Genomic DNA, 24,813 nt, shown 5'->3' with positions numbered 1-24,813 from the left:
TCAGCCCAGGTAGCGATGAAAATCGCCGAATACGTCTGTGGTGAACATCGCGAGTCGCCGCAGCATCCACGGGAGCAATAAAAAAATTGCGAGCGCAGCCGCCAGCAGTCGTGGCACGGTCGCAACCGTCGTCTCCTGCACGGAAGTCAATACCTGCACAATGTTGATCAGCAGGCTGACGATGGTCGCAATCGCCAGGACCGGAGCGCAGATCAGCAACGCCGCCTTCAAGGTTGTCCTTCCGAGCTCGACCACTGTTTCCATGGGCATCAGGTGAAGCTCCGCATGACAGAACCCACCAGCAGGTTCCAGCCGTCCACCATTACGAACAGCAGCAGCTTTAGAGGCGTAGAAATCACGACGGGAGGAAGTTGCAGCATTCCTATCGAAGTCGTGATGGAAGCCACCACAAGATCGACGACGAGGAATGGGAGAAAGAGCACGGCGCCGATCTGGAAACCGGCCTTGAGTTCAGAGAGGATGTAAGCGGGCATCACGATTCGCAACGACAGGTCGTCCGGCGTACGTGGGCGAGGCTCATGCGCCAACTCTACGAAGAGCGCCGCATCCTTCTCGCGCACGTACTTCAACATGAAGTGCTTCAACGGCGCGGAGCCTAACTCCGCCGCCTGGAACGCCGTTACACGACCTTGCTGAAAAGGAGTGAGCGCCTGCTGTTGGATGGCCACGGCGACAGGTTGCATAAGGAAGTACGTCAACACCAGTGATAGGCCGATCAGCGTCTGGTTACTCGGAGTCGTCTGGGTTCCAAGCGCCTGCCGCAAGAAATGGAAGATGACAAGCAGCCGGATGAACGGCGTCATGCACAGCAACAAGGCGGGGAGAAGCGTCAGAACCGTGAGCAGCACGACAATGCCCCACGGCATCGAGCCGCTTGTGCCGAGGCCGCTCCATTGCAATCCGGTCGCGGGCGCCGGCAGGGCACTCGGAACCGGTCCGGCCAGAGTGACGGGCGCGCTCAAGAGCAGCACCGCCACGGTGACGCATGTGAAAAGCCGCTTCATCTTGCAACGCGCTCCGGCGTATCCGGTTTCTGCGTCTGCAAGGTCGCGAACTGGACAGGCATTTTCGGAACGACACACGCATCGAGAGCGGAGACGAACGCCTGGCTTGCGCCGAGTCGCGCAATGAGCGTTACAGAGCCCGCAGCGCCTCCGAGAAGAAATCGTTCATTCTCAAACTGAACGACGGCGACAAAACGTTTGTCGCCGAGCGACGCCGTCTCACAGACGCGCAGCTTCCGCGCTGGTCTTGCGGCCTGCGCCTGCCGCATCCGCTCAGATAGCCAGAACAGCAGCTTGTTCAGCTTTTGCCGCCATGAGGCACGTGCGAGTGTGCGCGCGCGTGGCAACGTAGTGATCGCTTTACGTTTCTTCCTTGTGTTCTTGCGAGTTCGTGAACTCATGCCAACTCCGTCAGTCGCAGCGCAAGACGCTCGCCCACCACTTCGAACTCCGTCCAACCGATTAACTGTCCATTTGCGCGAAGCGGAATGTCCGTGCCCTGGCTCCACTTGGTGTCGATCACAGTGTCTTTTTCGAGCCTGAGCAGACTCCGCACCGTGAACGCCGGCACCCGCAGCTCCAACGTGAGCTGGCAGGGAAGCGACAACATGGTCCCCCAGTCTTCGTCGACAATTCGTACTTGCTCCTTAGTCAATTCGAGTGCTTGCGTCTGCACTGTCGATTACCTCTGCATCATGAATTCGGTGAAGTACACTTCGCGGACACGAAGTTCGGGCGCACGCGCGTTCAGCGCTTGCTGAAGTGTTTCCTTTAGCTTTTTTTTGCCTTCGGCGGTCAACAGTTCGTCCGCCTTTGCGACACTCAGGACGCCCAATGTTGTATCGCGGATCATGGCGGTCGGCAGTTGCGACTCTTTGCCTTCGCCCGATTTACCAGGCGCGCTCTCCAGTCCCAGATCAATTCCTACTCGCAGATACCCGCCCTGTTCGGATTCGCCTACGTTCACGACGAATGTCTCCAGGTGCAGCACGGCGCCAACCGGCGGTTCAGCGACGACAGTCCTTTTGTGCGCCTGACGACGGCTCACGACGAGCAGCATAGCCGCGAGTACTGCGGCAGTAATCAGCAGCGCGACAAAGGCCCAACCCAAGCCGCGCGATTTCTTCGCGGGCACTGTTTCTAGAATTTCAGTTGTGTTGTCCGACATTGCGAGGATAGTTGTGCAATTGAGTTGCCGGGAGTGACGCGGAGAACGTGACGCGGCGAGAATCGTGAAGTCGCCGACTCGCTTGCACTTAGCCGTTCGGACGGGAAGGGCGACTAAAGATTTGCACAATCCTGCCGAAACGCGCAGTTCAGGATTGGAATGGTCTCATTAGAAGACTCTGAGGAAGGGCATTGCGAAGCCTGCCCTTCCTCATTCGGTCATCGCTAACGTTTGAGGTTGATGGTCTCCTGCGTGATTTCGTCGAAGGTGGTGATTGCGCGCGCATTTGCCTGGAAGCCACGCTGCGCCATGATCAACTGCGCGAACTCGCGTGCGATATCAACGTTGGACAGCTCCAGCGCACCGCCTGCCAATGTCCCGCGTCCGCCGGTTCCAGGTTCTCCAATGGCTGCCTGTCCCGAGGCAAGCGTCGAGGCGAAGTTGTTGTGCCCCTGGCGCGTGAGCCCCTGCACATTGGGAAATGTCGCGAGCGCCAACTGGCCAAGCATCTTTGTGCCGTTCGTGAAGGCGCCGAGCACCACGCCATCCGCGCCGATTGCGAAATCGAGCATGGAGCCTGCACCGAAGCCGTCTTGGTAGGTCGAGGCCGTGTCACTGGGTGCGGCCACTTGCGTCAGCAGGCCCACCTTGTTGTCGAACACCTTCCAGGAAGTGTTCAGATCGTTGGCGCCATTCGCGAAGCCACTGATGTTCAGTGCGACATCGTCGTAGATTGGCAAGCCACTGATATCTATGCTTGGAACGAGTTTGCCAAAGCCGTCAAAACTCACGGAACCACTCACGACGGCCTTCGGCACCTTGGGATCGATCGGTATCGGGTTGCCGCTCGCATCCAGCGCAGGCTTCATCTCCAGGCTAGGGACCGAGGCTTCGTAGCTCCACGCGGAATTGCCTAGCGCGTCCGCACCCGTTTTGGTGAACTTGAACGTGACTACGTGGCTTGCGCCAAGGGAGTCGTACACGGTAAGTGGTGTGCTGAACGTCGTGCCTGCGAGGGCGTTCGCGTCCAGGTTTGTCTTCATTTGTAACGTGGATGTTGCTTGCGGAGGATTGATCTGCCCTTTGCCGAGTTGGATGGGTCCGAGTCCCTGCCCAGTGCTGATTTGGCCGTTGATAGACGGATACCCGAGCACTTGCGCGCCGTCCTCTGTGACGAGAAAGCCCTCCGGACTTTCGGAAAAGTTGCCGGCGCGCGTGTATTGCAACATCCCATCTTTTTCGACGACGAAGAACCCGTCACCGGTGATGGCGACATCGGTCGAAATGCCGCTCGTCTCAACGTTGCCTCCGGTGAACACCGTGGAAAGTGAGCCCACTGCGGCTCCCGCGCCGATCTGGATGGGGTCGCCGGCGCCATTTGAGCCGATCCTCTGGTAAAAGAGGTCGCGAAAGGTGGCGCGCGTCTGCTTGTAGCCAACTGTATTCAGGTTGGCGAGGTTGTTTGCGATTGCAGACAGAGCGGTAGAACTTGCGGTTAGACCAGAAAGCGGAATCGAGAAAACCGGCATTACTTTCCTCCTGCAATCGCAGGCGCTGTTGCGCCCCTCGTGGACTCGATGTTTTGAGGTTCAAGCAGTTCGCGAATCGCTACGATCTGCCCTAATGTATTGAACTGCACCAGTTGGCCGACGAATTCCGTTGGGTTCATCGGTGAAATGGGGTCCTGCGCTTTTAACTGCGTCGTAAGCAGTTTCAGGAACATGTCTCCCATTTCTCCGCCCAGCGTCGCACTGGAGTCGCTTTTTTGTTCGGCCGGTTGCGACTGTGTTGCGCCATAAATCTGCATCTCTGTCCCCCTTATGCGGTTACATTCAATCCTGTGCCATAGTCGGAATCGCCGGTCATCAAGCGACTCGAGTCGCGCGGTGCCGCCGGATCTTCTGAGGCTATGCCTGGAACCGGCGATGTCGCTTGCGGGTGCTGCCTGGCATTGCCATGCTGCGAGCCAGCGTGGTGACCAGTTCCTGCGTCGTACACCACCACGGTTGAATCCAGGCGATGGCTCGTGAGTGCCTCCTTCAGGGCGGGCAACTGGGCCGTGAGGGCACTGCCAAGCTCGCCTGCTTCAATCCCAATCGTTGCTCCCACGTGGCTGTCGCGTATCACCGTCCGGATATCGATGCGACCGTACTCAGTTGTCAGCCCAATGCGCATTTCCGAGTGATTAAGGCGATCGAGCAATCGCACGGCGTGCACGAGTTCCTGTGCCGCTGCCGCCTGTGCAGAACGTGCCTCGTGCCTGCTCGCCGCTAAGTCAGCTGACGCGCTCGTGATTTCGGTGATCTCTGCTTTCGGCTGGTTAGTCGTTGTGCCAGTCTCGACCATAGTGTGCAGTGGCAGCAGTTCTGCGTGCTCGACTGCGCTGCCCGCAGATGTTGTGCTCCGCTCTCCGACACTTGTTGACACAACTGTTGCGATTTCGGCAATTGTGTTGGCGGGTTGCATCTGTGAATGCGACGGTTGCATTTGTGCGTCGCGTCTTTCTGAGCGCACTTTTCTTGAGTTGTCGTGGTTCTCTCCAGCGGTCGCCTCTGCTGACACCGAAGGCACGGTGGATGTCGAATCTTTCGCCAACGAATCGTTGTTCGCCGGATTGTTGTTCAAGGCATCGTTTGCTTGCGTCGCTACGCTGCATAACGGGGGTGGCTGATCTGGGCTCTTCGGCAATGCCACGACTGCCCTTGCTCTCTCCGATGACGACGCCTGCGCTACAGCTGATTGCGTGACGATAGGATTGGGCGTTCGCGCCTTCGGGTCGCCCGGCAACTGTGCCGCGACCTGTGGGGCAAGTATTTCGAGATCTGTCGTATGCTCAAGCTGTGACGACTCGCCGTGCGCAAGTGCCTGTTCTGCTGCTACGGTCGCTGCGGCGACAATGTTTACGTCGGCCTCGAAGGAAACATCTCGATCATTCGCACGGTGTATCTGCGAATTGTTCGACTGCTTTTCGTTCGCGCCGATGAGCCCCTCGTCTGTCTCCAGACACTCATCTACCGTGCTGAATTCGAGCCGAGCGGCGGTGTCGAGGGATAAGGTCGCTCCGGCGGAAAAGGATGCCGGCGAATCGTGTGCCGCTGACGAACCCGTTGGCAGAGATGCTTCCGTTGCCAAGGCGTTGGCCTCACAGGACTGTGTCATGCACTCCGCGCTTAACGTTTGTACGGGCACTGCCGGGAGCGGTTGGGCCAAGATGACATCCAAAGTCGCAAGAGTATCGATGTCCTCGCCGTCTTCGGCAGAGGCAACGTGGAGCCGCACATCCTCGTCGTCTGCATCTTCGCCCCTCGCCCCTTGTGACGAGTTCGGCGCACTTGTATCTCTCGAATATTTCCACGCGGGTGCTTCAGTGTGCGCGGAAGCTCGCGCCGCGGCGAGCAATCCGGCAAACGGCGAATCGGCGCCGGACACGGCGGTGGACTGAGAAGCGCCGATCCTTGATGCCGTATTTGTACACTCGAGTTGAATTGGGCTCGGCATCGCTGCATGTGTTCTCTTGCAGACGCAGTGCCAAAGTCGGAGCATCGGACGAGTAATCCTGTTAGACCAGCAACTCTCTCGCGCTCAAGTCATTCAGAGTTGCGCCGACGTAAAGCTCACGGAGTCGGGGGGAAGGGAAGGTGCGCTTCGGGCAACATTTGCCTACTTTGCTAGGCAAGCTTGTCCATAGTGCGGCGGATGAGGAACAGATCGTCCGAAGCATTCTGATCGTGGCGTAGCACTTCGCGATCGAAGACTTGTTTCTGCGTGTCGCGCAGGCTGTCCAGCACCTCGCGTTGTTGCCGCGCTGCCGCATAGCGACCCTGCTGATCGAAGCGTTTGCGTTCAACTTCTTCCAATTCCTTAGTCAGGCGGACGTGCCTCAACGATGAGTTGATGTGGCACTCGGCCGCGAACTGCATTTCCGATCCGCGCAGCCCGTGTACCTCAAGGGTTTCGGCGTCATGCCGCAGTTGCAGCAAGCGCGAGCACTCGATGGTCGCAAGCTGCTCGCGCAAGATCGACGCCTCGCGGGTGAACTGCTCGAGCAAAGCGCGTTCATGTTCTTCCAGGTTTTCTCTGTATCTCAGCAGCGATTGTAGGGGGAAACGGAACCGCATCGCACAGTCCTTAGCTTGGCAGCGCGAGTAGACGTTCGACGTTGCGCGCGAGTGCCGGCGTTTCATCGGGACTCTGCCGCAAGAACTCGTTGAGCACTGGCGAAAATTCAATCGCTTTATCAAGCTCGCGGTCGCTTCCGCGTTGATACGCGCCTACGCGGATCAAATCTTCTGAGCGCGAATAGAGCGCAAGCAAGCTGCGCAGAGCCCCGGTTTTCGTCAGATGTTCTCGGGATGCAACGGCCGGCATCAAGCGGCTCAGACTATCCAGGATTGAGATAGGAGGATAGTGGTTCTGTGCAGCCAATCGGCGGTCCAGAACGATGTGTCCATCGAGCAGGGAGCGAACGGTGTCCACCAGCGGGTCCTGCTGATCGTCACCTTCCATCAAGACGGTGTAGAACGCGGTTATGCTGCCGCGCTGGAAGCGTCCCGCGCGCTCAACAACACGGGCTAGCAGGCTGAAGACAGAGGGTGTGTACCCCTTCGCCGTTGGCGGTTCACCGGCCGCGAGACCGATTTCTCGCTGCGCCATTGCGAAGCGCGTCAAGGAATCGACGACGAGCAACACATTCCTTCCCGTGCCTGAGAAGTACTCGGCGATGGTGGTTGCAGTAAGTGCCGCGCGAATTCTTAGCAGGGGCGATTGGTCGGACGTTGACACTACCACGACTGACCGGCGGCGCCCCTCGTCCCCGATCGTCTCCAGGAACTCACCGACTTCTCGGCCACGTTCTCCCACCAGTGCGAGAACGGTGAGGTCGGCATCGGTGCCACGCGTCATCATGCCAATCAGCGTGCTCTTGCCTACGCCGCTGCCGCCGAAAATGCCTACGCGCTGACCTCGGCCACAGGTGAGGAAGGAATCGACTGCGCGTATACCGCATCCCAGGGGCTCCCGTATAGGAAGGCGCTCCAGTGGCGACGGTGCCGAAGTTTCCAGCTCTCGCCGTGCAGTCGCGCTAACTGCGCCGCCTCCGTCGATCGGAATTCCTGCGCCATCGATAACGCGCCCGAGCAGGCCATCTCCGACGGGCACTGTGGCGCGTTGTCCACGCGTGGTAATAACGTTGCCGAAGCGGATGCCGCTAGGTTTATCGAGCGCCATGGACAGTACGATCGGTCCGCGGAATCCCACGACTTCGCCGGGGAAATGTGTTCCGGAGTCGTTGACGATGTCGCAGCACTCGCCCACAGAACAGAATGGACCTTCAGACTCGATCAGGTTTCCAATCGCCTGGACGACCTTGCCGCTCCAATGTGTTAGTGAGAGAGACTCCAGTCGGTTGAAGTACGGATCGAGTGTGCCGCTCACTGCAGTACCTGCGCCGCTGCCGGTTGTTGCTGCGCCAGCACATCGAAGATGCCGCGCTCGATTTCCTGTAGCCGACCCTCAATGCTCAACTCAGAAAAACCCATTTGCGTTTGCAGGACGCAGTGATCTCTGCTGACCGCGCCATCCTCCAAAACTTCGGGCGCAACTCGAGCGTCCGGGCGGCGTGTGAAAAACTCCCGCCATTCCGCAGCTTGCGACGGGTGCACACGCAACAGCACCCGTGTGCCGCTCTCGAACCGCTGCAACGCAGCCTGCACAACGCCGGCGAGTAGTATTGGATCCACCTGCGCTTCGCGGTCCAGTACTTTGCGAACCATCGCAAGCGCGAACTGTACGACTTCTCCTTCTACCTTGTCGTAATAGACAGCGCGTTCCTCTGCGAACTCTTGCACGGCGTCTGTTATGGCTTGCCGCTCCGCCGCAAGACTTTCCTGAAAGGCCGTTCGAGCTCGCAATTCTCCCTCACGGATGCCTTCCTCGCGAGCGAGCCGTTCCTTCTCCGCAGCTTGCTCGGTCGCCGTCGGGTCGTCCGGAGTTACGGCGATACTTGGGGGCGTCCACTGGCCGTTCGGAGCTTCCGACAGTGTTCTGTTGCCGGCGCGGGGATAATCGAAAGATTCGATTACTCCGGCCGCGGCTGCCTGCCACGCTGATTCAGACAACGTACTCATCCTCTCCTTCGGTTTTCAGCACGAGTTTGCCCTCTGATTCGAGTTTGCGCGCAACAGCGACTGCTTCCTGTTGCGACTTCGTAACATCTCGCGAGCGCACAGGCCCAAGCGCTTCCATGTCTTCCTTCAACATCTCCACCGCACGCGATGACATGGACTTGAAGATGTGATTACGTAACTGCTCTGGCGCTCCCTTCAGCCCCATTGCGAGAGTCTTCTTGTCGAGTTGCGCCAGTATTTCGCGAATGCCGCTTTCCGGGACGCCGAGCAGATCGTCAAACGTGAACATCAGGTTGCGAATGCTCATTGCAATCTTTGGCTCGTCTCGCTCGATCATCTCCAGGATCATCTTTCCGGACGATGGGTCCAATCGGTTCAGGACGTCGGCAACGCCCTTGAAGCCTGCGTAAGTGCGGCGGCTCTGCTCGCCCAAACTCTGAAGCCGCTTGTGCAGGACCACCGAAACTTTCTGCGCCATCTCCGGCGAGAACTGTCGCAACTGCGCAAGTCGTTTCACCGACTCGGCGCGTATCTGCTCCGGCAGTTTCATCAGCAGGGAAGAGGCCTGCTTCGCATCAAGGTGCGCCAGGATCAGAGCAATCGTCTGCGGATGTTCGCTCTCCAGGAACTTCGCCAACTGCTGCGGGTCGGCCTTCTGAAGCGAATCGAGTTTACTGGCACTGAGTTCCTGCGCACGCGCAACCTGCTCGAGGAGTGACCGTGCGCCCTCCTCCCCGAAGGCCTTTACCAGGATCTTTGCCGCATATTCGCTGCCGCCCTGCGTGAGATACTCCTGCGTCAGCGTCAGCCTGTAATACTCTTCCAATACCTGCTCCGCCATCTCCGGCGAGACGTATTCCAGCTCAGCCACTTCCTGCGTTATGCGCTGCAACTCCCGCTCGGAAAGATTGCGATAAATATTGGACGCTACCTCTTCACCCAGCAACACAACCAGGATCGCCGCCTTACGAGCTCCCTTCAGACTCGCGGCCGGCGCGGTCACTCGAGACCTCCTTCACGTATCCAAGTTTGCACAAGCCGGCTGGTCGCAGCTGGTTCGGCCTTCACCCTTTCCGTGAGTTGACGCTTTAATGCCGCAACACGCTTCACCTCCGCGGGCGCGGAGGTGTCCAGCAGTTCGCCGTCCGTTTCCGCGCTGATCACGTTCGTAGCTTGACCCGTCTTCGCGGCGATTTTCGCGGCAGCCATGCGCGCGGGTAGTTCCCGGAACGATGTCATCAACTGTTTCTTCAACGGCCTCAGCATGAGCAGGTACATCATCAGGAACAGCGATGCCAATGAGGCGTAACGCAAGGCGGGCGACCAGTTGTTCAATATTGTTCTGACCTTCTGATGAGCTGATGGTGCAGGCGGTACTTCCAGCGGCATCGATTGGAACGATAGGTTTTGCACCGAGACAACATCGCCACGCGACTCGTCGAATCCGATTGCCGCCTTCGCCAAGTCCTCGATCTGCTTCATCTCATCGTTGGTGCGTTTGCGACGATTCTCGGAGCGCTTGCCGTTCTCATCTTTCAGTTCGACGATGTCGTCCACCAGTAGCGCCGTCGCGATCCGCTTCAGTCGTCCGGCCGGCAACATGGTGTGCTTCGTAATCCTGTTTACGGCATATGTGCCACTCTCGCTCTTGGAGGATTGACTTCCTTCATCGTTGCCGACCTTTGCGGCAGTGCCGGTCGCGCTCGGAACATTGCTAGCCGTGCCCGCGACTCCGCTCGTAGTGCCGGTGCCAGACCTCTCTTCGCTACGCTGCATTGTCAGCGCCACTGCGCTGCTCGGGTCATAACTCTCCTGGCTTTCTTCACTCGTGCTCAGGTCGTATTCCAGTTTCACGCTTGCCCGCACACGCTGCGCACCCACCACAGGTTCCAGCGTTTTCACCAACCGCGCTGCCAATTGCTCGTCCAGTTGCATCCCTGCCGATACACCTGCCAACGCCTCCGCGTTCAGAGGCCGATTCGTGTCGGCATCCACGACGGTCACGTTTTCGGCTTTCAGCTTGTCAACGCTGCTTGCGACCAGGCGCGCAATGCCCAGCTGCGACGTCTCTGGCAGCCGTCCACTCCGCAACTTCAGGATGACGGCCGCTTTGGCCTCTCTTTCGCGCTCGGTAAAAACGGAACTGGCTGGCATGACCAGATGGACGCGCACGGCCTCGACATCACTCATCGTCTGTATCGTGCGCTCCAGTTCGCCTTCTAATGCACGCTGATAGTTGACCTTCTCGCTGAAGTCGCTGCCCCCCCAGTTCGGCTTGTCAAAAAGCTCGAAGCCGAGCCGTCCGCTGTGCGGCATCCCCTGTTGCGCCAGTTCCAGTCGACTCGCATCCAGTTGGTCCGCTGGAACGCTCACAGAAGTTCCGTCCGGCGACATCTCGAATCGCACGTTCTTTTCGCCGAGCCGTGCGCCCAGAGCCTGCGCTTCGGCAGGGTTCATGCCCGAATACAGAGGCTTCATCTCCGGCTTGCCGATTAGTCGTACGAAGACGAACAGCGTCAGGCCGACAAGGACCGCGCCACCGCCCAAAAGCATTCGCTGACGCATGGAAAGGCTCTTTCCGAACTCGCCCAACTGCGCCAGCGCCGATCCCATGGATTTGTTACCGGTGTCCACTTAGTTGTCGTCCCTACTCAGAACTGCATCCGCGAAACTTCCTGGTATGCATTTACGATCTTGTTGCGCACCTGCATCATCAACTGGAACGAGAGGTCAGCCTGTTCCACGGCAATCATGGCGCTGTGAACGTCCTGCCCACTTCCATCGAGTAGCGCTGTCACTTTGTCCTGCGCCGAAGATTGCAACCTTTCGATGTCCTGCATCGCTCCCTCGAGCGTGCTCATAAACCCGGACGCCTTGCCTGCCGTGTTCGTCCGGTCTGCTGTTGGTGCCTGTATCTCGGTCGGAACGCGCACTGCGGATATCGTGTTCATCACCACGGTCATGCCTTTCTTTAGCGAAGGATTTCGATCGATTGCTGAATCATCTGCTTGGAGGCGTTTACCGCCGCCGCGTTCATCTGGTAGGAGCGCACCGCCGACATCAAGTCCACCATCTCCGCGACGGGGTTGATGTTGGGATACGCAACGTAGCCCTTTTCGTTCGCGTCCGGATGCGACGGATCGAAGCGCTCGCCGGGCATCGATGGATCGGCAACCACGTCGCGGATCTCCACGCCACGCGCGCTTGAAAGTTCGCGAGTCGACATTGCCAGCCTCGGCCCGAACTGCGGTTTGCCCTGAGCGGCGAAGATCACCTGGCGACGCCGGTACGGTCCGCCCTCTGGCGTGCGAGTGGTCTCCGCGTTTGCCAGGTTTGCGGCGACCACTTCCGCTCTCTGCCGCTCTGCCTGCAAGCCTGAGGCGCTGATTCCGAGAACTCCGAACAGGTTCATTGCTTATCTCCCCTCATTGATCGCCGAAGCCACGCGACGAAATTCGCTGCGCAGCAAGGCCACGCCGGCGCGGAACTGTAGTTGGTTGTGCGCCATCATGAGGCCCTCGCGATCCAGGCTAACGTTGTTCCCGTCCGGACGCTCGATCAGGCCCGCTACCGGCTTGGCAAACGACGAAACCTCTTCTTCGGACGCCATTGCGCGATGCAATTCGTTGCGAAAATCAATGTCCAGCGTGCGATAGCCCGGCGTGTTGACGTTCGCCATGTTGCCTGCGATGAGCGTCTGCCGGTACGCCGTCACGTCCAGGAATTTTGATAGCACCTGCATCATTGGTGTGCTCGTCATTGATGCGTCGTTCATGCGAACCTCCTCGGTGGCAGCCCGTAGTCACGTATCTTGTTGCGCACGGTTCGCAGGCTGACGCCTAGCATTTCGGCGGCTCGCGTGCGATTTCCCTCGGTGGCCGCCAGCGTCACTTCCAGAAGCTTGCGTTCCAGATCGCGCAGCGAAACTCCTGGTTCCAGCGCGGCGACCCTCTTCTCGGCCTGGCGGCCAAACTCAAGGAACTCGCTTCCGATCTCGTTTCCTGAACACAATGCGGTTACGCGCCGAATGAAATTTGCCAACTCGCGAACGTTCCCCGTCCACGGATGTTCCTGCAAGCCGCGCACGAAATCATGCGACAGCTGCATATGTTTTTCGCCGGCGTACTTGCGCGCGAAAAACTCAGCCAATTCGCCAATGTCCTCGCGACGTTCGCGCAGCGGTGGCAGGGACAGGGGAATCACGTTCAGGCGGTAGTAGAGATCTGCGCGGAACTCGCCGTTGCGCACCAGTTCATCCAGCGAGCGATTCGTCGTAGCGATGACTCGTATGTCAACCTTGACGGGGCGCGTGTCCCCCAGCCTTTCAACCTCTCGTTCCTGCAATACGCGAAGCAACTTTGGCTGCAGACTGAGTGGCATTTCACCCACCTCATCCAGCAGCAGCGTCCCACCGTTCGCCAATTCGAATTTTCCCGGCTTCGTTGCGAGTGCGCCGGTAAACGCGCCTCGCACGTGACCGAAGAGTTCGCTTTCCAGCAACGGTTCGGGCAAGGCCGCACAGTTCACAGCCACAAATGGTTGTCCGCGTCGTGGGCTTGCTTCGTGGATCAATCGGGCGAGTAGTTCCTTTCCGGTGCCACTCTCAGCTTCAATCAGTACGTCTGCGTCGGTCGAGGCCGCCTGCCGCGCCCGCTCCAGAGCACGAAGCAAGGCCGGAGAATGGCCGATGATGCAAGGAAATTCCGATTGCGCGGAGCTCGGTTGAATTACTTGCGGTTGCGCTCCGGCGCGTGCCATGACACGCTCCACCGCTGCCTGCAATTGCTCGAAGGAGATCGGTTTCACCAGGTAGTCGCAAGCGCCGTCGCGCATTGCGGCAACAGCGCCTGGAACATTTCCGAACGCGGTAAGCACGATGACTGCTGTCGAAGGTGAATTGTTTCGCACGTGCCGCATCACTTCCAGACCGCTGCCATCCGACATGCGCACGTCGGTGACGACCAGGCCGAACGAAGCGCGATCGAGTTGCGCTCGCGCTTCGGCAACGCCGCTCGCAGTCTCTGCCCGCCAACCATGCCGGCGGAAACTAGCTTGCAGGGCCGTCCTCATCGGTGCTTCGTCATCCACCACCAGAACCTGTCGATTCGCGTCGGTCGTCATGCTTGGCCCTTGCCCTGTAACGGAAAGGTGAGAACGAAGGTCGTGCCCTTGCCGGGCTCGCTCTCCACTTTGATGGTTCCACCGTGCCGCTGCATGATCCGATTGCAGACGGCGAGCCCAAGCCCCGCGCTGCCCGGCCTTGTCGTGAAGCCAGGTTCGAAGATGTTCGCGGCAGTCTCGGGCGTCATGCCGCAGCCAGTGTCGCGCACCTCGACTCTTGCGAAATTTCCGCGAGCGGAGTTCGTGGTAGATGTCACGATCGTCAATCGCCCGCCAACTCCCGCGTAACGGAAAGCATTCAGCGACAGGTTGAGTAGCACTTGTTGTAGTTGGTGTGGATCGGCAATCACGTGCGCACCGTCCAGTCCTCCGGTAAATACGATTTCGACGCCCGACTGCGAAGCAACCGGACGGAGGAACTCGGCGGTCATCCTCAACAGATTGTCCAAATGCGTTGGGACGCACTGTGCAGATGGTCCGTTATGAAAGTGGAGGACGTTATTGACGGTTGCGCTTAGTGTGCGTAGGCCGCCTTGCATTTGAAGAACCCACGAGTGACTCTCTTTACCCAACTCAGGCGCGGTCTCAAGCAGGGAAGTGAACAGTTCGAGGCTTGCCAGTGGGTTCCGGATTTCGTGCGCCAGAACGGCTGACATCTCAGCTAGGGCTTCCAACTTGCGCTTCTGTTCGCGCTCGCGTTCCAGATCGCCCTGGGCGCTCTTCAGTTCATGACGCAAGCGGGCCAACTCAGATTGAAGTTGTCCGTAGGATCTTTCCAGCGACCCCGCCGTTTCGCTAAACCATGCGAATGCCGACGCGAGTCTGCTTTCGTCACCGTGCGAGTCTGCGCTGCGCGCCATCGGAACACGGAGCACGGCTGATGCTGTATCCACAGTCGCATTGCTATTGGGCAACATATGCCTATCACCCTGCAAACCTGGTGCCAGCGGAAGATGCCGAACGTTAGAAAGCTCTTACAGGTCAGTTCACGCGTCTTGAGCGGTCGCGCGCTCCCATGCCACGAATCGTAATGTGCTCAGTTGTGATCTCTTCCGCATCTCCGGCGAGAATGCTGGCGCGCTCCATGACATGCTTGAGTTCGCGGACATTGCCGGGCCACGCATGACGCGTCAGCATCTGCCGTGCGTCTTCGCTGAGAGTGGCGCGCGTGGTGGCGAACTTGCGCAGGAAGTGCTCGGCAATTGTGAGTACATCATTGCCTCGTTCGCGTAGTGGCGGAATTTCGATGGGGAAAACAGCCAGACGATAATAGAGGTCTTCGCGGAATTGCTTTTCTGCAACTCGCTGCTCGACCTGCACATTTGTCGCCGCTACTACTCGCACGGCGACGCGAAACACGTCGGAGCTGCCAAGCCTTTGCACCTCGCCTTCTTCCAGAAATCGCAAGAGCTTAGCCTGCAAGCCCAGCGGCAGTTCTCCTATCTCGTCCAGAAACAGCGTGCCACCTTGTGCGGCATGGATGCGTCCAACGCGAGACTGCACGGCACCTGTGAACGCGCCACGCGTGTAGCCGAAGAGTTCGGCTTCCAGCAGCGCCTCGGGAATGGCCGCACAATTCACCGTAACGATGGGCCGCTGCGCGCGGCCGCTCAGTTCATGGATGCCCTGGGCAACAAGTTCCTTGCCAGTACCGGTTTCACCCGTAAGCAGCACCGTCGTGTTTCTTTCCGCAACCAGGCGCACGAGGCGAGACAGATGCTGCATAGCTTCGGAAGTGCCAACCATGCCGGTGAGTGGCTCCACCATTTTTGCAATACGCTCAGCGCTGCGCGACGAAGCACACGTGTGTACGTGTCCATCCGCCGATTGCAATGCCGAGAAGATCTCGTACATGCGGGGGGAGTCACCGGCGTTGGGAGGAAGCAAGAAACGGCCAGTGTCTGGGTCGAGCAATACCACTTCCGTCCACGGATACTTCGCCTCGATCACGTCGACAACATCTGTTGCATTCAGATCTGCGAGGTGATGATCCAGCAAGAGAAGCCGGCAGCGGGTTGTTTCCAGCTTGCCAAGCGCATCGGCGCCACCTAACGCTTCCTGCGCCGGCAATCGGCGAGTCTTGAGCGTCTCGATGATACGTCGCCGAAGAAACTCATTTGAACTCGCGACAAGGATGCCGTGCGTTTGTGTGCCGCAGGAAACTAGTGCTGTGCTCATGATGAGTAATTTCTAACCGAGCAACGTTAGGAAGCGATTAGAAGAACATTAAATGACCCTTATTTACTAAAGCCGGGCTGACATCGCGCCGATACGCTTTCGTCGCAGTTCTCCAGGCGAGGTAGTCGCAACGTGAGCATCGTGCTCCCGCCCTGTCGCTGGGATTCAAGGCTGCCTCCAATGGCACTCACCATGCGTGCAGCGAGTTGGAAGCAGCGATCGCCGGCGACCGCTGCGATACTTCGCCGTTCGTCGCCATCCGCGAGAATTCGGAGAACGATGCAGCCCTGCTCATCACGGCTGCTCACCAGGGGCGATGATCCGCGTCGGCAATCGTGCAGGACGGAGTCCAGCAGGCAGAAGAAGGCACGGCGCATTCGTTCGAGATCGCCGCGGAACCATAGTTCTCCGGCCAGGTCAGCTCGCACTCGCACATGCTGCGATTCGGCAATTGGCTCGAAGTCCTGCAATAGCTCGGTCATCACCGCGTTGAGGTTTATCGCAACAGTTGTGCCCGGATCTTCAGCCTCAACCAGTTGCCGTACGAAGACAGCCGACTGCATTACCTCCTCAGTTAGATCGAGTGCAATCTGTAACGCGTCGCGATATTCGGCGGAACTCATGCGCTTCCGCAATGCAAGCTCGAGTGAGCAGTGCAATGAGGTCAGCGGCTGGCTCAAGGTGTGAAAAATGTCGGAGACAAGGCGCTGTCGGTCCGCGATCTGATCAGGGTCGCGCGGTTGTTCGGCGTTCATGCCATTGGCTCCTGCTGGCCGCGCATCTCATAGCCCACACCTCGAACCGTGTGAATCACCTTCGGTGTATAGCCCTCATCAACCTTCTTTCGAAGGTAATTGATGTATACATCGACCACATTCGTCGCCGTGTCGAAGGATATGTTCCAGACGTGCTCCACGATCATTGAGCGCGTGATGCGACGGCCAGTGTTGCGCATCAGATACTCCAGCAGCGCAAACTCTTTCGATGTAAGTTCGATCCGTTTTCCGCCGCGCTCCACCCGACGCTCGATTCGATCCAACGTAAGGTCCTCAACCTTCAGTACCGAGCCGGTGGCTGCACGTCCGCGGCGCAGAAGCGCACGAACTCTTGCCGAAAGTTCTGTGAAAGAAAACGGCTTGTTCAGGCAATCGTCGGCGCCATGATCGAGCGACTGCACCCGATCCTCCACGCGGCTGCGCGCGGTCAAAACCAATACGGGGAGGTTAGGCTTAGCCGGACGCAAAAGGTTCAGTACCGCTAACCCGTCCAGCTTGGGGAGATTCAGGTCCAGCACCACGAGGTCGTATTCGTATTCCAGGGCCATGTCGCGCGCCTGCTCGCCATCACACGCAACATCAACGGCGTAACATTCGGCCTCGAGGCCCTTGCGCACGAAACTCGCCAGTGGTGCATCGTCTTCTACAACCAGGATTCTCATCGACTCGCCTGCCTTTAAAGTTTGCCGTCTCGGTTCCACTCAAGTGTTGTCGCGTCTTTGACGATCATTCTGTATAGGCCTTGTCGCACGTGCCGCGGAGTCTTCGATGCTGACGTATACCCGTCCCAAGGTGTTGGTGATCAATGACGAGCCTGATATTCGCCGCCTCATCATCGATATCCAGGAAGACTCTGCGCTCTCCAATGATGAAATGGAGTCGCTCGGATCTGCCATGCAGCGTCGATCGCTCGAACTGCAAGCTGCGATGCGCAAGGTCGATAGCAGCTACAGCAGCACGCTTGTGGCCCTGGTCGCTGCGCTCGACGCGCGCGAGCATGAAACCGCCGCGCACTCTTTCCGTGTTCGCGCCTACACGTCGCATATGGCACGGCTCGCCGGCTATCCCGCCGCCCTGCTTCCACAACTCGAGCAGGCTGCCCTGTTGCACGACATTGGGAAATTCGCCGTTCCTGACGCCATTCTTCTCAAGCCGGACAAGCTCACGACCGAAGAGTTCGCTCTGCTGAAAGAGCATTCCGTTGTTGGCGAACAGATCGTTTCCCGTATCGATCACTTTCGCGACAGCGCCGCCATCATCCGGCATCATCATGAGCGGTATGACGGTTCCGGATATCCCGATCGTCTGGTATGCGATCAGATTCCTCTCGGTTCTCGCATCTTTGCCTTCGCTGACACGCTTGACGCCATGACTTCCGACCGCTGCTATCGCAAAGCACTTACATTTGCAGAAGCGAGAAGCGAAATTTGCGAGTGCGCCGGCACGCAATTCGATCCGCGGTTGACTCAGCTCTTCCTCCGCATACCGGACTCCACGTTGATGGACCTGCGCGTCTCTGCCGAGCGCGAGTGCCCGCCTCGCACAGTGCAATAGTTCAGCACACAATTTGAGTTCGTGTACGTCGCCGTCCTTCGGTTGCCTATACGAATTCTTGGGCGCGACATGGGTTCTCTGTGTTCGGCAAGCATGACGCAGGACTTCAGTAGTTTCCATAGCCGCGGGTGCGTAATCGATATTCACATTCCCGATTCGCGCAGCGTCCCATTTTGGTGCGGAGGTGGTGTGTTGAGTACCCGGTACTAGGGCCCGTCCCGCTACGAACTAAACACGCTACCTAATTGTCGTTCCCGATTGGCACTTCTATCCTGAATAGCCAAGCTTCAAGTGGCGGAAGCCTTGCCCGAGGCTTTCCAAATATCTCAGGTCGTTCGTTGCAGGGATTGTGTGCTGAAGTTTTCCGCTAAAAACCATCTGTTCTGCAAGCGTCTCGCAGTTCTCTCGCGCCCATGCTGGCCACACCTGTGCGCGATTGCCGCACTAAGTTTGCTCTCTACGCCATTGTCGCTGCTTGCGCCGTTGCCGCTCAAGATAGCCGTCGACGGAGTCCTTGGTCACGATGCTTTACCGTCCTGGCTTTCGACGATATTGCCCGTTTCCGCCGCCCGCCACCCCGGGACCGTCGTTGTCGCCGCAGGACTGCTCCTAGGGATTGCTGTGCTCGTCAGTTTGCAATCGCTCGCAGCCTGGCTGCTGCAGACCTACACGGGCGAGAAGCTCGTGCTCGATTTCCGCAGTCAACTGCTCTGGCATGCCCAGCGGTTGAGCCTCGGATTCCATGATCGCCGCGGCTACATCGACACCGCATATCGGATCCAGCACGATGCACCCGCCGTGCAGAACATCCTGGTGCAGGGAATCCTTCCGATGGTGACAGCCGTCTTCAGCTTCCTTGCGATGCTCTACGTCACCACTCGCATCAACTGGCAACTGGCCGCAATCGCTCTACTACTTTCGCCGCTGCTCTACCTGCTTGCACGCAACTCCAGCCGAAAGGTCCGTACGGGCTACGACGGCCTTAAAGAACTCGACAGCTCGGCGATGCTGGTTCTGCATGAAGCGCTGTCCTCCGTGCGCGCAGTGAAAGCCTTCGGCCAGGAGCAGTTTGAGGACAACCTGTTTCGCCGCAAGTCGCGCTTGCGAATGTCCGAGCAGGTTCACCTTGCCTCCATTCAGGCGAGCTTCCACGTTTTCATTGGGCTCACAATCGCCCTCGGCACTGCCGCCGCACTCCTGGTTGGAGTGAAGCAGGTGCAGGCCGGACGCATCAGCGTCGGCGAACTCTTTATGGTAATGGCGTACATGGCGCAGCTCTATGAGCCGCTACGTACCATCAGCGCGAAAATCCCGGAATTACAGGGGGCCATCGCAAGTGTGCAGCGCGCCTTCTCGTTGCTTGACGAAGTGCCGGAGCTTGGCGAGAACACGTCCGTAACCACCACTCGGCCCATCCGCGGCGATGTCTCGTTCGAAAACGTTTCGTTCCAGTACGGCGAGAACCGTCGCGTCTTGCACGATATCTCGTTCTATATTCCGGCAGGTTGTCGCGTCGGCATCGTTGGGCCAAGCGGCTCTGGGAAGAGCACCCTCATCAATCTGCTGACGCGTTTCTATGATCCCGCCTGTGGTCGTATACGCCTGGACGGAATTGATTTGCGCAACTTCCGCATCGCCGACCTGCGCAATCAGTTTTCGATTGTTATGCAGGAGCCGATGCTGTTCTCGACCAGCATTGCCGGCAATATCGCCTACGCGCGTCCAGACGCCAGCCGCGCCCAGATAGTAGACGCTGCTAAATCGGCGAACGCTGACAAGTTTATATCCCGCCTGCCCCAGGGTTACGACACGCAGATTGGAGACAACGGGCTGCGTCTCTCGGGGGGCGAACGTCAGCGAATAGCTATCGCGCGCGCTTTCCTGAAAAACGCCCCGTTGCTCATACTCGATGAGCCTACCTCGGCCATTGATATCAAGACGGAAGCCGCGATCATGGACGCTATCGATAATCTTGTTGTCGGGCGCACGACGTTCATGATCGCCCACCGCCTCAGCACCGTGCGTCGATGCGACATGATTCTCATATTGAAGGAAGGCCGCCTGATCCTGCAGACGAGCGACTTCAATCAGGTCGTAGAACAAATGGGTAGCAAGCCTCCGAGCAATGATCCACTGCTCAGTGGCTTTCCTTCCGGCTCGAAACTGGTCCAGTAATTCGATACGGACCAAGCGCGACAGGGAGGGCAGAGCTGGGCCGAGGGCAGTGCTCAGGCTTTCGAGTGCTCTGTTTCAGCGTGCAGCAGCTTTTCGAATCGCGGGTTGCCGCGCAGGGCCTCGACTCGCGGGTCAACATTTAGGAACAGGACCAGTTGTGTGCGCTCGTCCCAGGCCCTCTCGATCCAGCGCATGGCCTCCTCCGTCTCTCCCAACGCGAGTTCAGTTAACCCGATGTGATAGCTAGGAACCGCTGATTGGTGAATGTCACAAATCTCCATCACGAGCCGGCGAGCGTGCTCACGGTCGCCGCTGACTGCCCGAGCATGAGCGAGTTCACCGAGCAGCATTGGTGCGCCAGCGGCCGCATCCACCGCCTCTTCAGCTTCCTTGACTGCCTTGGAGAAATCACCGGATGCCAGGTACGCCAGAGCCATGCAGGTCCGGGCTGGGGGGAAGTGCGGATCTAATTCAAGCGTGTGCTGGCTTTGGACGACGGCGTCATCATAGCGACGCGCATAGAAATACATCTGTGCCAGCAGTGCGTTGATCAGCAGCGACAGCGGGTCCAGTTCATGAGCCTGCACCATTACGGCGATGGCTGCCTCCAGCCTGCTTTGCGCCAGAAGCAGGTATGCCTGCGCGGCGTGCCCATATCCATAATTGGGGTCCAGTGCGAGCGCCCTTGCGAACGCAGCTTCGGCAGCACGAAAATCGCGATCCAGCGCCAATTCTGAAAGCCCAAGTGCGACATATGCTTCAGCCAGATTCGGTTCGAGTTGCAACGCTCGTTTGCTTGCCGCCTCCGCCCTTTTGAAAGCATCGCGCGGCACCATGACGTTCAGTACCCCGAGTGAATTGTAAGCGTCGGCCAAACCTGCGTACGCAAGAGAGCACTCGGAGTCTTGCGCGATTGCGGCTTCGAAGTGCTCTATGCTCTTCGCGATGTCGCGCGGCGTTCGCTTATTCCAGAAGTAGCGCCCTCGCAGGTAACTTTCGTATACCGCAAATGTTGGTTTGGATGGGCGGGCTTCGTTCGCAGCCGGCGACAGCAGCCTGTTCTTTAGCGACCGTGCTACATGATTTGCAATCTCCTCCGGGCTTGAACACACCTGTTCCGGTCCACGTTCGTACGTTTCCGCCCAGGCGCAACTCCTGTCGCCGGACTGCAAAAGCATGGTTGTGATCCGAACCTGATTGCCAACAGCGGCCTTGCAAATATTCCCGACCAGCACGTACTCAACTCGCAACTCACGCCGAATCTGCTCGATTGATTTTTGTATGCCCCAATAGCCTGGCACAGACTCCGAAGCGATCACCTGCACTAGCGGGTGCAACCGTCCAAGTTGGGCCGTCAGCTCAGTCATAAGGCGACTTATGACTGAGTCTTCCAGTTCGCTAGTGTTTGCGAGCGGCAGCACGGCGATGCGAATCTCGCCGCCTCTGCCAGACGTACTCGGCCCCCCGCTGGACCAGCGCAACACTTCGAATGGGTGGATGAAGCGATAACCGCGGCTACCCAGCGTCTCTATGAAATGTGGAGCGTTTGCGTCGTCATGCAGCGCGAAGCGCACTTTGCGAATCGCTGCGTTCAGTCCCTGGTCGACTTGTACGTGGGTGTTCGGCCACAGCCGCTTTGATATTTCTTCGCGGGTGACAACACTTCCCTGGCCTTGAAGCAACGTTGCGAGCAGGAGAAAAGGTTTCTCCTGCATAGGAATCTTCGCAGCGTTCTCGTACAGTTCTCCTGTCGAGAGGTCCGCCTCGAAGGAGCCAAAACGGAATCGGACTGGGTTCGGTCGATCCATGGGCCGGAGCAGCCAAGCCTACAGTGCTCCAAATCAGACAATACCAACTAGCTTTCTTTTGTTCCGATTTCGTAACAGCCAACTACGTCTCAGATGGAGACACATAGAATTCATTCGGAGTTCATTGGAGAGCGGTTGCACTCGATTACGTACTCGCGGCAATATGCTTACTCGCCACCTTCGGGTGGGACCCAGCAGCCGTCGTACTTGGGGGAGGACGGGGGTTGTTGGTGGTCTCCGGATCGGGGCTGTTCTTCTGGAACAGCCCCGTTTCCTGGACCGGACCACATCGTTCTTCCGCACAATCCGACAACGGTAGGGAAGCAATAACGCCCGCGGTCCACGCGTGCTGGAGGTCGCGAACCGCACAGGCCGGTTCGTCGAAGCATCTTCTTCTATCGCGAGTACAGGTCGATCACTCGTTCAATCGCCCTCTGGCAAACGCGGCAGAAATGCTCGGTACGCGTGAACATGATGCAGTTCGTCTGCGGCCGGTAGTAGCCCTTGGGCTCGTAATTCGCGCCCTCGAACGCGCCAACTTTTTGCGCGTACTTCTCTGCGCCAAGCATTCTCTCCTCGTCCTCGCGCTCCTTGTGGAAGAGCGCGTCCATCTCGCTCTCCGGGCGATTGTCCTTTCGGATCTGCCGTCGCGTGTTCTGCACTTGATGCGAATACGTTTCGAATGCTTCCTTGTTCCACGGGGTAGGCAACGGCGTGCCTGGTTCTACAAGATCCTTCCACTTCAGCAACGCTGGATTCAGCAGCGCCGTCACATTCGGCTCCCAAGGCTCAATCAGTTTCTCGGGAGACCTCATCGCCACGTCGGAGGTGTAGTACTCGTCCGCCAGCGCGGCGAAGTGGTGTCCGAACTCGTGCACGAACACGTACGGCGCCCATAAGCTGTCCGCCGCCACCGTCCCATACTGGCCGAAGATTCCACCTCCGCCATACGTGTTGTTGTTCACCAGGATTTCGACAAACTCATTTGGAGCGAATGAAGCCAGGTCGCGAAACGCGTGATTGTCCGTCGTCAGTACGTAGCGCTCAGAGCCAAACGCGTCATAGCTGGAGCCCGCTGGCGAACGCTTATGTACGCCCGTGGAAGGTCGAGAAATCCCGCGCTCCGCCGCCGCCGGACACAGGGCCCAAACATTGAAGTCCTTCCTGCGCTGCTTGAAGGGTTCTGTGCCGAACATGATCTCGGCCAACCTGCGCGCGTCCTTCTCGCACTTGCCCTTCTGCGATGCCGTGTAGCCGTCGCCGAGGATCAGGAAATCGACCTTATTGCGGGAGTCCCCGTTCTTCTCAATCGCAAGCAGCGGCCCCGGTGATGCCGGCTTAGAGTTGTCCACGAACATATCCTTGGGATCGACGACAGTCGTCCAGATGTTCATGAACTCATTCTGCGGGTCACGCTTTTTTAGCACGATTTCGACCGGAGCCTCAGGCATGGGGAAGCGCAGCGACTCGTTGAACGTGCGGTTCGCCGTCTTCGCCTCATCCGTCGTTTCCCACTCGCCATAGATCGACGCGAAGCCGCGCGAGTACAGCAGGCGTCCGCTTGCCTTGTCCTTCACTTCGAAGAAATACTTGCCGAGGTTGGTCTCGTCGATCGCGCGCTTCAAATCTCCCGGCCACGGCAGAGGCTCCACCACGATGCGGTCCACGCTGAACATCTCCGCCTTCGCGTTCCCGGTGTGGTAGTAGTCCAGCCGCATCGTCCGCGGCTGTACGTTGGGCGTTGCTGCGGAACCCGGCGACTGCGCGAAAGCCGCAATCGCGATCAGGAGGAAAGCAGGAAAGACGAGTACGGAAGTAAGCTTGTTTCTCATGGCTGGGAATTGTAAAACCGCGACTGCAACATTCCAACGGAATCTGACCCGTTTCGTTCCGCAGCCCTCGTCTGCTACCTTTAACAGTTCATTCGGAGACCTTATGCAGATTCCTTCGTCCAGACGCTTGCTGCTCATCAGCACTTCCACAGTTTTCGGTACGGGATATCTCGATCATGCCGAGCCGGAGATTTTTGATCACCTGTCCTCTGTGCGCCGCGTTCTCTTTGTTCCTTACGCGCTGCACGATTGCGACGCCTATGCAGCAAAGGCTCGCGAACGCTTCCAACGCATGGGCTTTGAGCTTGACTCACTGCACCAAGCGCCTGATGCGCTTAACGCCGTTCAACAGGCAGAAGCTATTTTCATTGGCGGCGGCAATACGTTTCGGCTTCTGAAGGCTCTCTACGATAAGGATCTCATCGGAGCGATACGCGCCCGCGTCGAGCACGGCATGCCGTATATGGGCGCCAGCGCCGGCTCCAACGTTGCCGGTCCGACCATCCGCACAACGAACGATATGCCGATTGTCGAGCCGCCTTCATTCGACGCCCTTAACCTCATCCCTTACCAACTTAATCCGCACTACATCGATCCCGATCCCGATTCGCGTCACATGGGCGAGACCCGCGAAGAACGGCTGCTGCAATACCTGGAGGAGAATGACACGCCCGTGATAGGCCTCCGCGAAGGCGCAATGCTCAGGGTCGCCAACGGCGAACTCTGGCTGAAGGGACTGGCCGCTGCGCGCATCTTCCGCCGCGGACAGCAGCCGGAAGAAGCTCAGCCGGTCGCAAAACTCTCGTTGTAGACACATAGCCAGCGCGAGGGAAAACGTTTCCGGCTACGGGTTCCCCCGCGCAAGCTGCAATGCCAATTGCGAGAATCTAGAACCATCGCTACAATAGGATTCAGGCGAACCCCGAAAGGGGGAAGAGATGTGCTCCCAGCGCATCTGACGCTTTTGTAGGCGCGTAGCTCAGTTGGTTAGAGCGCTACCTTGACACGGTAGAGGTCAGGAGTTCGAGTCTCCTCGTGCCTACCATTTCTT

26 protein-coding genes and 1 tRNA gene are annotated in these 24,813 nt (G+C 58.5%); 4 read left to right on the top strand and 23 right to left on the bottom strand.

Annotation, left to right across the window (positions count from 1 at the left end; all coding sequences use genetic code 11):
* From VN622_12530 to VN622_12430, 21 genes are all read right to left on the bottom strand, one after another.
* Nucleotides 1–270, bottom strand: a complete 270-nt coding sequence (locus VN622_12530; protein HWR36686.1) for a flagellar biosynthetic protein FliQ — start codon at nt 268–270, stop codon at nt 1–3.
* Nucleotides 270–1,025 carry a flagellar type III secretion system pore protein FliP gene (gene fliP / locus VN622_12525; protein HWR36685.1) on the bottom strand — a complete coding sequence of 252 codons (756 nt, stop codon included), beginning with the start codon at nt 1,023–1,025 and terminating at the stop codon, nt 270–272. The genes VN622_12530 and fliP overlap by 1 nt, the downstream gene beginning before the upstream one ends.
* On the bottom strand, nt 1,022–1,426 hold the full coding sequence (locus VN622_12520; GenBank protein ID HWR36684.1) for a flagellar biosynthetic protein FliO: 405 nt from the start codon (nt 1,424–1,426) through the stop codon (nt 1,022–1,024). The genes fliP and VN622_12520 overlap by 4 nt, the downstream gene beginning before the upstream one ends.
* A complete protein-coding gene (locus VN622_12515) occupies nt 1,423–1,680 on the bottom strand; it encodes a FliM/FliN family flagellar motor C-terminal domain-containing protein (protein HWR36683.1) in 258 nt (85 codons plus the stop codon). Before VN622_12515 ends, VN622_12520 begins: the two co-directional genes overlap by 4 nt.
* Before the next feature lie 27 nt (nt 1,681–1,707).
* Nucleotides 1,708–2,160, bottom strand: a complete 453-nt coding sequence (locus VN622_12510) for a flagellar basal body-associated FliL family protein (protein HWR36682.1) — start codon at nt 2,158–2,160, stop codon at nt 1,708–1,710.
* Nucleotides 2,161–2,417: 257 nt separating this feature from the next.
* On the bottom strand, nt 2,418–3,722 hold the full coding sequence (locus VN622_12505) for a flagellar hook protein FlgE (GenBank protein HWR36681.1): 1,305 nt from the start codon (nt 3,720–3,722) through the stop codon (nt 2,418–2,420).
* Nucleotides 3,722–4,000: a flagellar hook capping FlgD N-terminal domain-containing protein gene (locus tag VN622_12500; protein ID HWR36680.1), complete on the bottom strand. Its 279-nt coding sequence runs from the start codon at nt 3,998–4,000 to the stop codon at nt 3,722–3,724. Before VN622_12500 ends, VN622_12505 begins: the two co-directional genes overlap by 1 nt.
* 11 nt (nt 4,001–4,011) lie before the next feature.
* Entirely contained in the window at nt 4,012–5,352 is a 1,341-nt protein-coding gene (locus VN622_12495; protein ID HWR36679.1) for a hypothetical protein, read from the bottom strand.
* Nucleotides 5,353–5,861: 509 nt separating this feature from the next.
* A complete protein-coding gene (locus VN622_12490; GenBank protein HWR36678.1) occupies nt 5,862–6,311 on the bottom strand; it encodes a hypothetical protein in 450 nt (149 codons plus the stop codon).
* A 10-nt stretch (nt 6,312–6,321) separates the two neighbouring features.
* Nucleotides 6,322–7,626 (bottom strand): FliI/YscN family ATPase, encoded by a 1,305-nt coding sequence (locus VN622_12485; GenBank protein ID HWR36677.1) that lies wholly within the window; start codon nt 7,624–7,626, stop codon nt 6,322–6,324.
* The gene (locus VN622_12480) at nt 7,623–8,318 is read right to left on the bottom strand and encodes a FliH/SctL family protein (protein ID HWR36676.1); all 696 of its coding nucleotides are present in this window, start codon (nt 8,316–8,318) and stop codon (nt 7,623–7,625) included. Before VN622_12480 ends, VN622_12485 begins: the two co-directional genes overlap by 4 nt.
* On the bottom strand, nt 8,302–9,321 hold the full coding sequence (fliG, locus tag VN622_12475; protein HWR36675.1) for a flagellar motor switch protein FliG: 1,020 nt from the start codon (nt 9,319–9,321) through the stop codon (nt 8,302–8,304). Before fliG ends, VN622_12480 begins: the two co-directional genes overlap by 17 nt.
* Entirely contained in the window at nt 9,318–10,952 is a 1,635-nt protein-coding gene (fliF, locus tag VN622_12470) for a flagellar basal-body MS-ring/collar protein FliF (protein ID HWR36674.1), read from the bottom strand. The genes fliG and fliF overlap by 4 nt, the downstream gene beginning before the upstream one ends.
* Before the next feature lie 17 nt (nt 10,953–10,969).
* Nucleotides 10,970–11,269: a flagellar hook-basal body complex protein FliE gene (gene fliE / locus VN622_12465; protein HWR36673.1), complete on the bottom strand. Its 300-nt coding sequence runs from the start codon at nt 11,267–11,269 to the stop codon at nt 10,970–10,972.
* 20 nt (nt 11,270–11,289) lie between these two features.
* Nucleotides 11,290–11,730 carry a flagellar basal body rod protein FlgC gene (flgC, locus tag VN622_12460; protein HWR36672.1) on the bottom strand — a complete coding sequence of 147 codons (441 nt, stop codon included), beginning with the start codon at nt 11,728–11,730 and terminating at the stop codon, nt 11,290–11,292.
* A gap of 3 nt (nt 11,731–11,733) precedes the next feature.
* Entirely contained in the window at nt 11,734–12,093 is a 360-nt protein-coding gene (locus VN622_12455) for a flagellar biosynthesis protein FlgB (protein ID HWR36671.1), read from the bottom strand.
* Nucleotides 12,090–13,439 (bottom strand): sigma-54 dependent transcriptional regulator, encoded by a 1,350-nt coding sequence (locus tag VN622_12450; GenBank protein ID HWR36670.1) that lies wholly within the window; start codon nt 13,437–13,439, stop codon nt 12,090–12,092. Before VN622_12450 ends, VN622_12455 begins: the two co-directional genes overlap by 4 nt.
* Nucleotides 13,436–14,332 (bottom strand): HAMP domain-containing sensor histidine kinase, encoded by an 897-nt coding sequence (locus VN622_12445; GenBank protein ID HWR36669.1) that lies wholly within the window; start codon nt 14,330–14,332, stop codon nt 13,436–13,438. The genes VN622_12450 and VN622_12445 overlap by 4 nt, the downstream gene beginning before the upstream one ends.
* Before the next feature lie 88 nt (nt 14,333–14,420).
* Nucleotides 14,421–15,617, bottom strand: coding sequence for a sigma 54-interacting transcriptional regulator (locus tag VN622_12440; protein ID HWR36668.1), 1,197 nt, complete (start codon nt 15,615–15,617; stop codon nt 14,421–14,423).
* 59 nt (nt 15,618–15,676) lie between these two features.
* Complete coding sequence (locus tag VN622_12435) at nt 15,677–16,372, bottom strand: hypothetical protein (GenBank protein HWR36667.1); 696 nt, start codon at nt 16,370–16,372, stop codon at nt 15,677–15,679.
* A complete protein-coding gene (locus VN622_12430) occupies nt 16,369–17,055 on the bottom strand; it encodes a response regulator transcription factor (protein HWR36666.1) in 687 nt (228 codons plus the stop codon). Before VN622_12430 ends, VN622_12435 begins: the two co-directional genes overlap by 4 nt.
* 106 nt (nt 17,056–17,161) lie before the next feature.
* On the opposite strand from VN622_12430, the gene VN622_12425 reads away from it, so the two are divergent.
* Together VN622_12425 and VN622_12420 are read left to right on the top strand one after the other, a co-directional pair.
* On the top strand, nt 17,162–17,947 hold the full coding sequence (locus VN622_12425; GenBank protein HWR36665.1) for an HD-GYP domain-containing protein: 786 nt from the start codon (nt 17,162–17,164) through the stop codon (nt 17,945–17,947).
* A gap of 351 nt (nt 17,948–18,298) precedes the next feature.
* Nucleotides 18,299–20,122, top strand: coding sequence for an ABC transporter ATP-binding protein (locus VN622_12420; GenBank protein HWR36664.1), 1,824 nt, complete (start codon nt 18,299–18,301; stop codon nt 20,120–20,122).
* 53 nt (nt 20,123–20,175) lie between these two features.
* On the opposite strand, the gene VN622_12415 is transcribed toward VN622_12420, so the two are convergent.
* Together VN622_12415 and VN622_12410 are read right to left on the bottom strand one after the other, a co-directional pair.
* The gene (locus VN622_12415) at nt 20,176–21,930 is read right to left on the bottom strand and encodes a winged helix-turn-helix domain-containing protein (protein ID HWR36663.1); all 1,755 of its coding nucleotides are present in this window, start codon (nt 21,928–21,930) and stop codon (nt 20,176–20,178) included.
* A gap of 395 nt (nt 21,931–22,325) precedes the next feature.
* Entirely contained in the window at nt 22,326–23,648 is a 1,323-nt protein-coding gene (locus VN622_12410) for an IgA Peptidase M64 (protein HWR36662.1), read from the bottom strand.
* A gap of 217 nt (nt 23,649–23,865) precedes the next feature.
* Between VN622_12410 and pepE the strand changes: the two genes are divergently transcribed.
* Together pepE and VN622_12400 are read left to right on the top strand one after the other, a co-directional pair.
* Nucleotides 23,866–24,573 carry a dipeptidase PepE gene (gene pepE / locus VN622_12405; protein HWR36661.1) on the top strand — a complete coding sequence of 236 codons (708 nt, stop codon included), beginning with the start codon at nt 23,866–23,868 and terminating at the stop codon, nt 24,571–24,573.
* A 157-nt stretch (nt 24,574–24,730) separates the two neighbouring features.
* Nucleotides 24,731–24,807, top strand: a tRNA-Val gene (locus tag VN622_12400).
* Nucleotides 24,808–24,813: the final 6 nt, after the last annotated feature.

It is taken from the genome of Clostridia bacterium (genome assembly GCA_035561135.1).
In the GTDB taxonomy this organism is placed as follows: Bacteria; Acidobacteriota; Terriglobia; order Terriglobales; family Acidobacteriaceae; genus DATMYA01.
The sequence above is the reverse complement of the archived record's forward strand: the minus strand, read 5'-3'. Positions and strand labels throughout refer to the sequence as shown.

Bases quoted from the DNA above. Each gene is read 5' to 3' on its own strand.
- VN622_12430 (HWR36666.1), bottom strand. From the start codon at position 17,055: ATGAGAATCCTGGTTGTAGAAGACGATGCACCACTGGCGAGTTTCGTG.
- VN622_12450 (HWR36670.1), bottom strand. From the start codon at position 13,439: ATGACGACCGACGCGAATCGACAGGTTCTGGTGGTGGATGACGAAGCA.
- VN622_12435 (HWR36667.1), bottom strand. From the start codon at position 16,372: ATGAACGCCGAACAACCGCGCGACCCTGATCAGATCGCGGACCGACAG.
- VN622_12410 (HWR36662.1), bottom strand. From the start codon at position 23,648: ATGCGGCTGGACTACTACCACACCGGGAACGCGAAGGCGGAGATGTTC.
- VN622_12500 (HWR36680.1), bottom strand. From the start codon at position 4,000: ATGCAGATTTATGGCGCAACACAGTCGCAACCGGCCGAACAAAAAAGC.
- VN622_12425 (HWR36665.1), top strand. From the start codon at position 17,162: ATGCTGACGTATACCCGTCCCAAGGTGTTGGTGATCAATGACGAGCCT.
- VN622_12495 (HWR36679.1), bottom strand. From the start codon at position 5,352: ATGACACAGTCCTGTGAGGCCAACGCCTTGGCAACGGAAGCATCTCTG.
- VN622_12440 (HWR36668.1), bottom strand. From the start codon at position 15,617: ATGAGCACAGCACTAGTTTCCTGCGGCACACAAACGCACGGCATCCTT.
- VN622_12530 (HWR36686.1), bottom strand. From the start codon at position 270: ATGCCCATGGAAACAGTGGTCGAGCTCGGAAGGACAACCTTGAAGGCG.
- VN622_12490 (HWR36678.1), bottom strand. From the start codon at position 6,311: ATGCGGTTCCGTTTCCCCCTACAATCGCTGCTGAGATACAGAGAAAAC.
- VN622_12455 (HWR36671.1), bottom strand. From the start codon at position 12,093: ATGAACGACGCATCAATGACGAGCACACCAATGATGCAGGTGCTATCA.
- flgC (HWR36672.1), bottom strand. From the start codon at position 11,730: ATGAACCTGTTCGGAGTTCTCGGAATCAGCGCCTCAGGCTTGCAGGCA.
- fliE (HWR36673.1), bottom strand. From the start codon at position 11,269: ATGAACACGATATCCGCAGTGCGCGTTCCGACCGAGATACAGGCACCA.
- VN622_12520 (HWR36684.1), bottom strand. From the start codon at position 1,426: ATGAGTTCACGAACTCGCAAGAACACAAGGAAGAAACGTAAAGCGATC.
- VN622_12480 (HWR36676.1), bottom strand. From the start codon at position 8,318: ATGAGTACGTTGTCTGAATCAGCGTGGCAGGCAGCCGCGGCCGGAGTA.
- fliP (HWR36685.1), bottom strand. From the start codon at position 1,025: ATGAAGCGGCTTTTCACATGCGTCACCGTGGCGGTGCTGCTCTTGAGC.
- VN622_12415 (HWR36663.1), bottom strand. From the start codon at position 21,930: ATGGATCGACCGAACCCAGTCCGATTCCGTTTTGGCTCCTTCGAGGCG.
- pepE (HWR36661.1), top strand. From the start codon at position 23,866: ATGCAGATTCCTTCGTCCAGACGCTTGCTGCTCATCAGCACTTCCACA.
- VN622_12505 (HWR36681.1), bottom strand. From the start codon at position 3,722: ATGCCGGTTTTCTCGATTCCGCTTTCTGGTCTAACCGCAAGTTCTACC.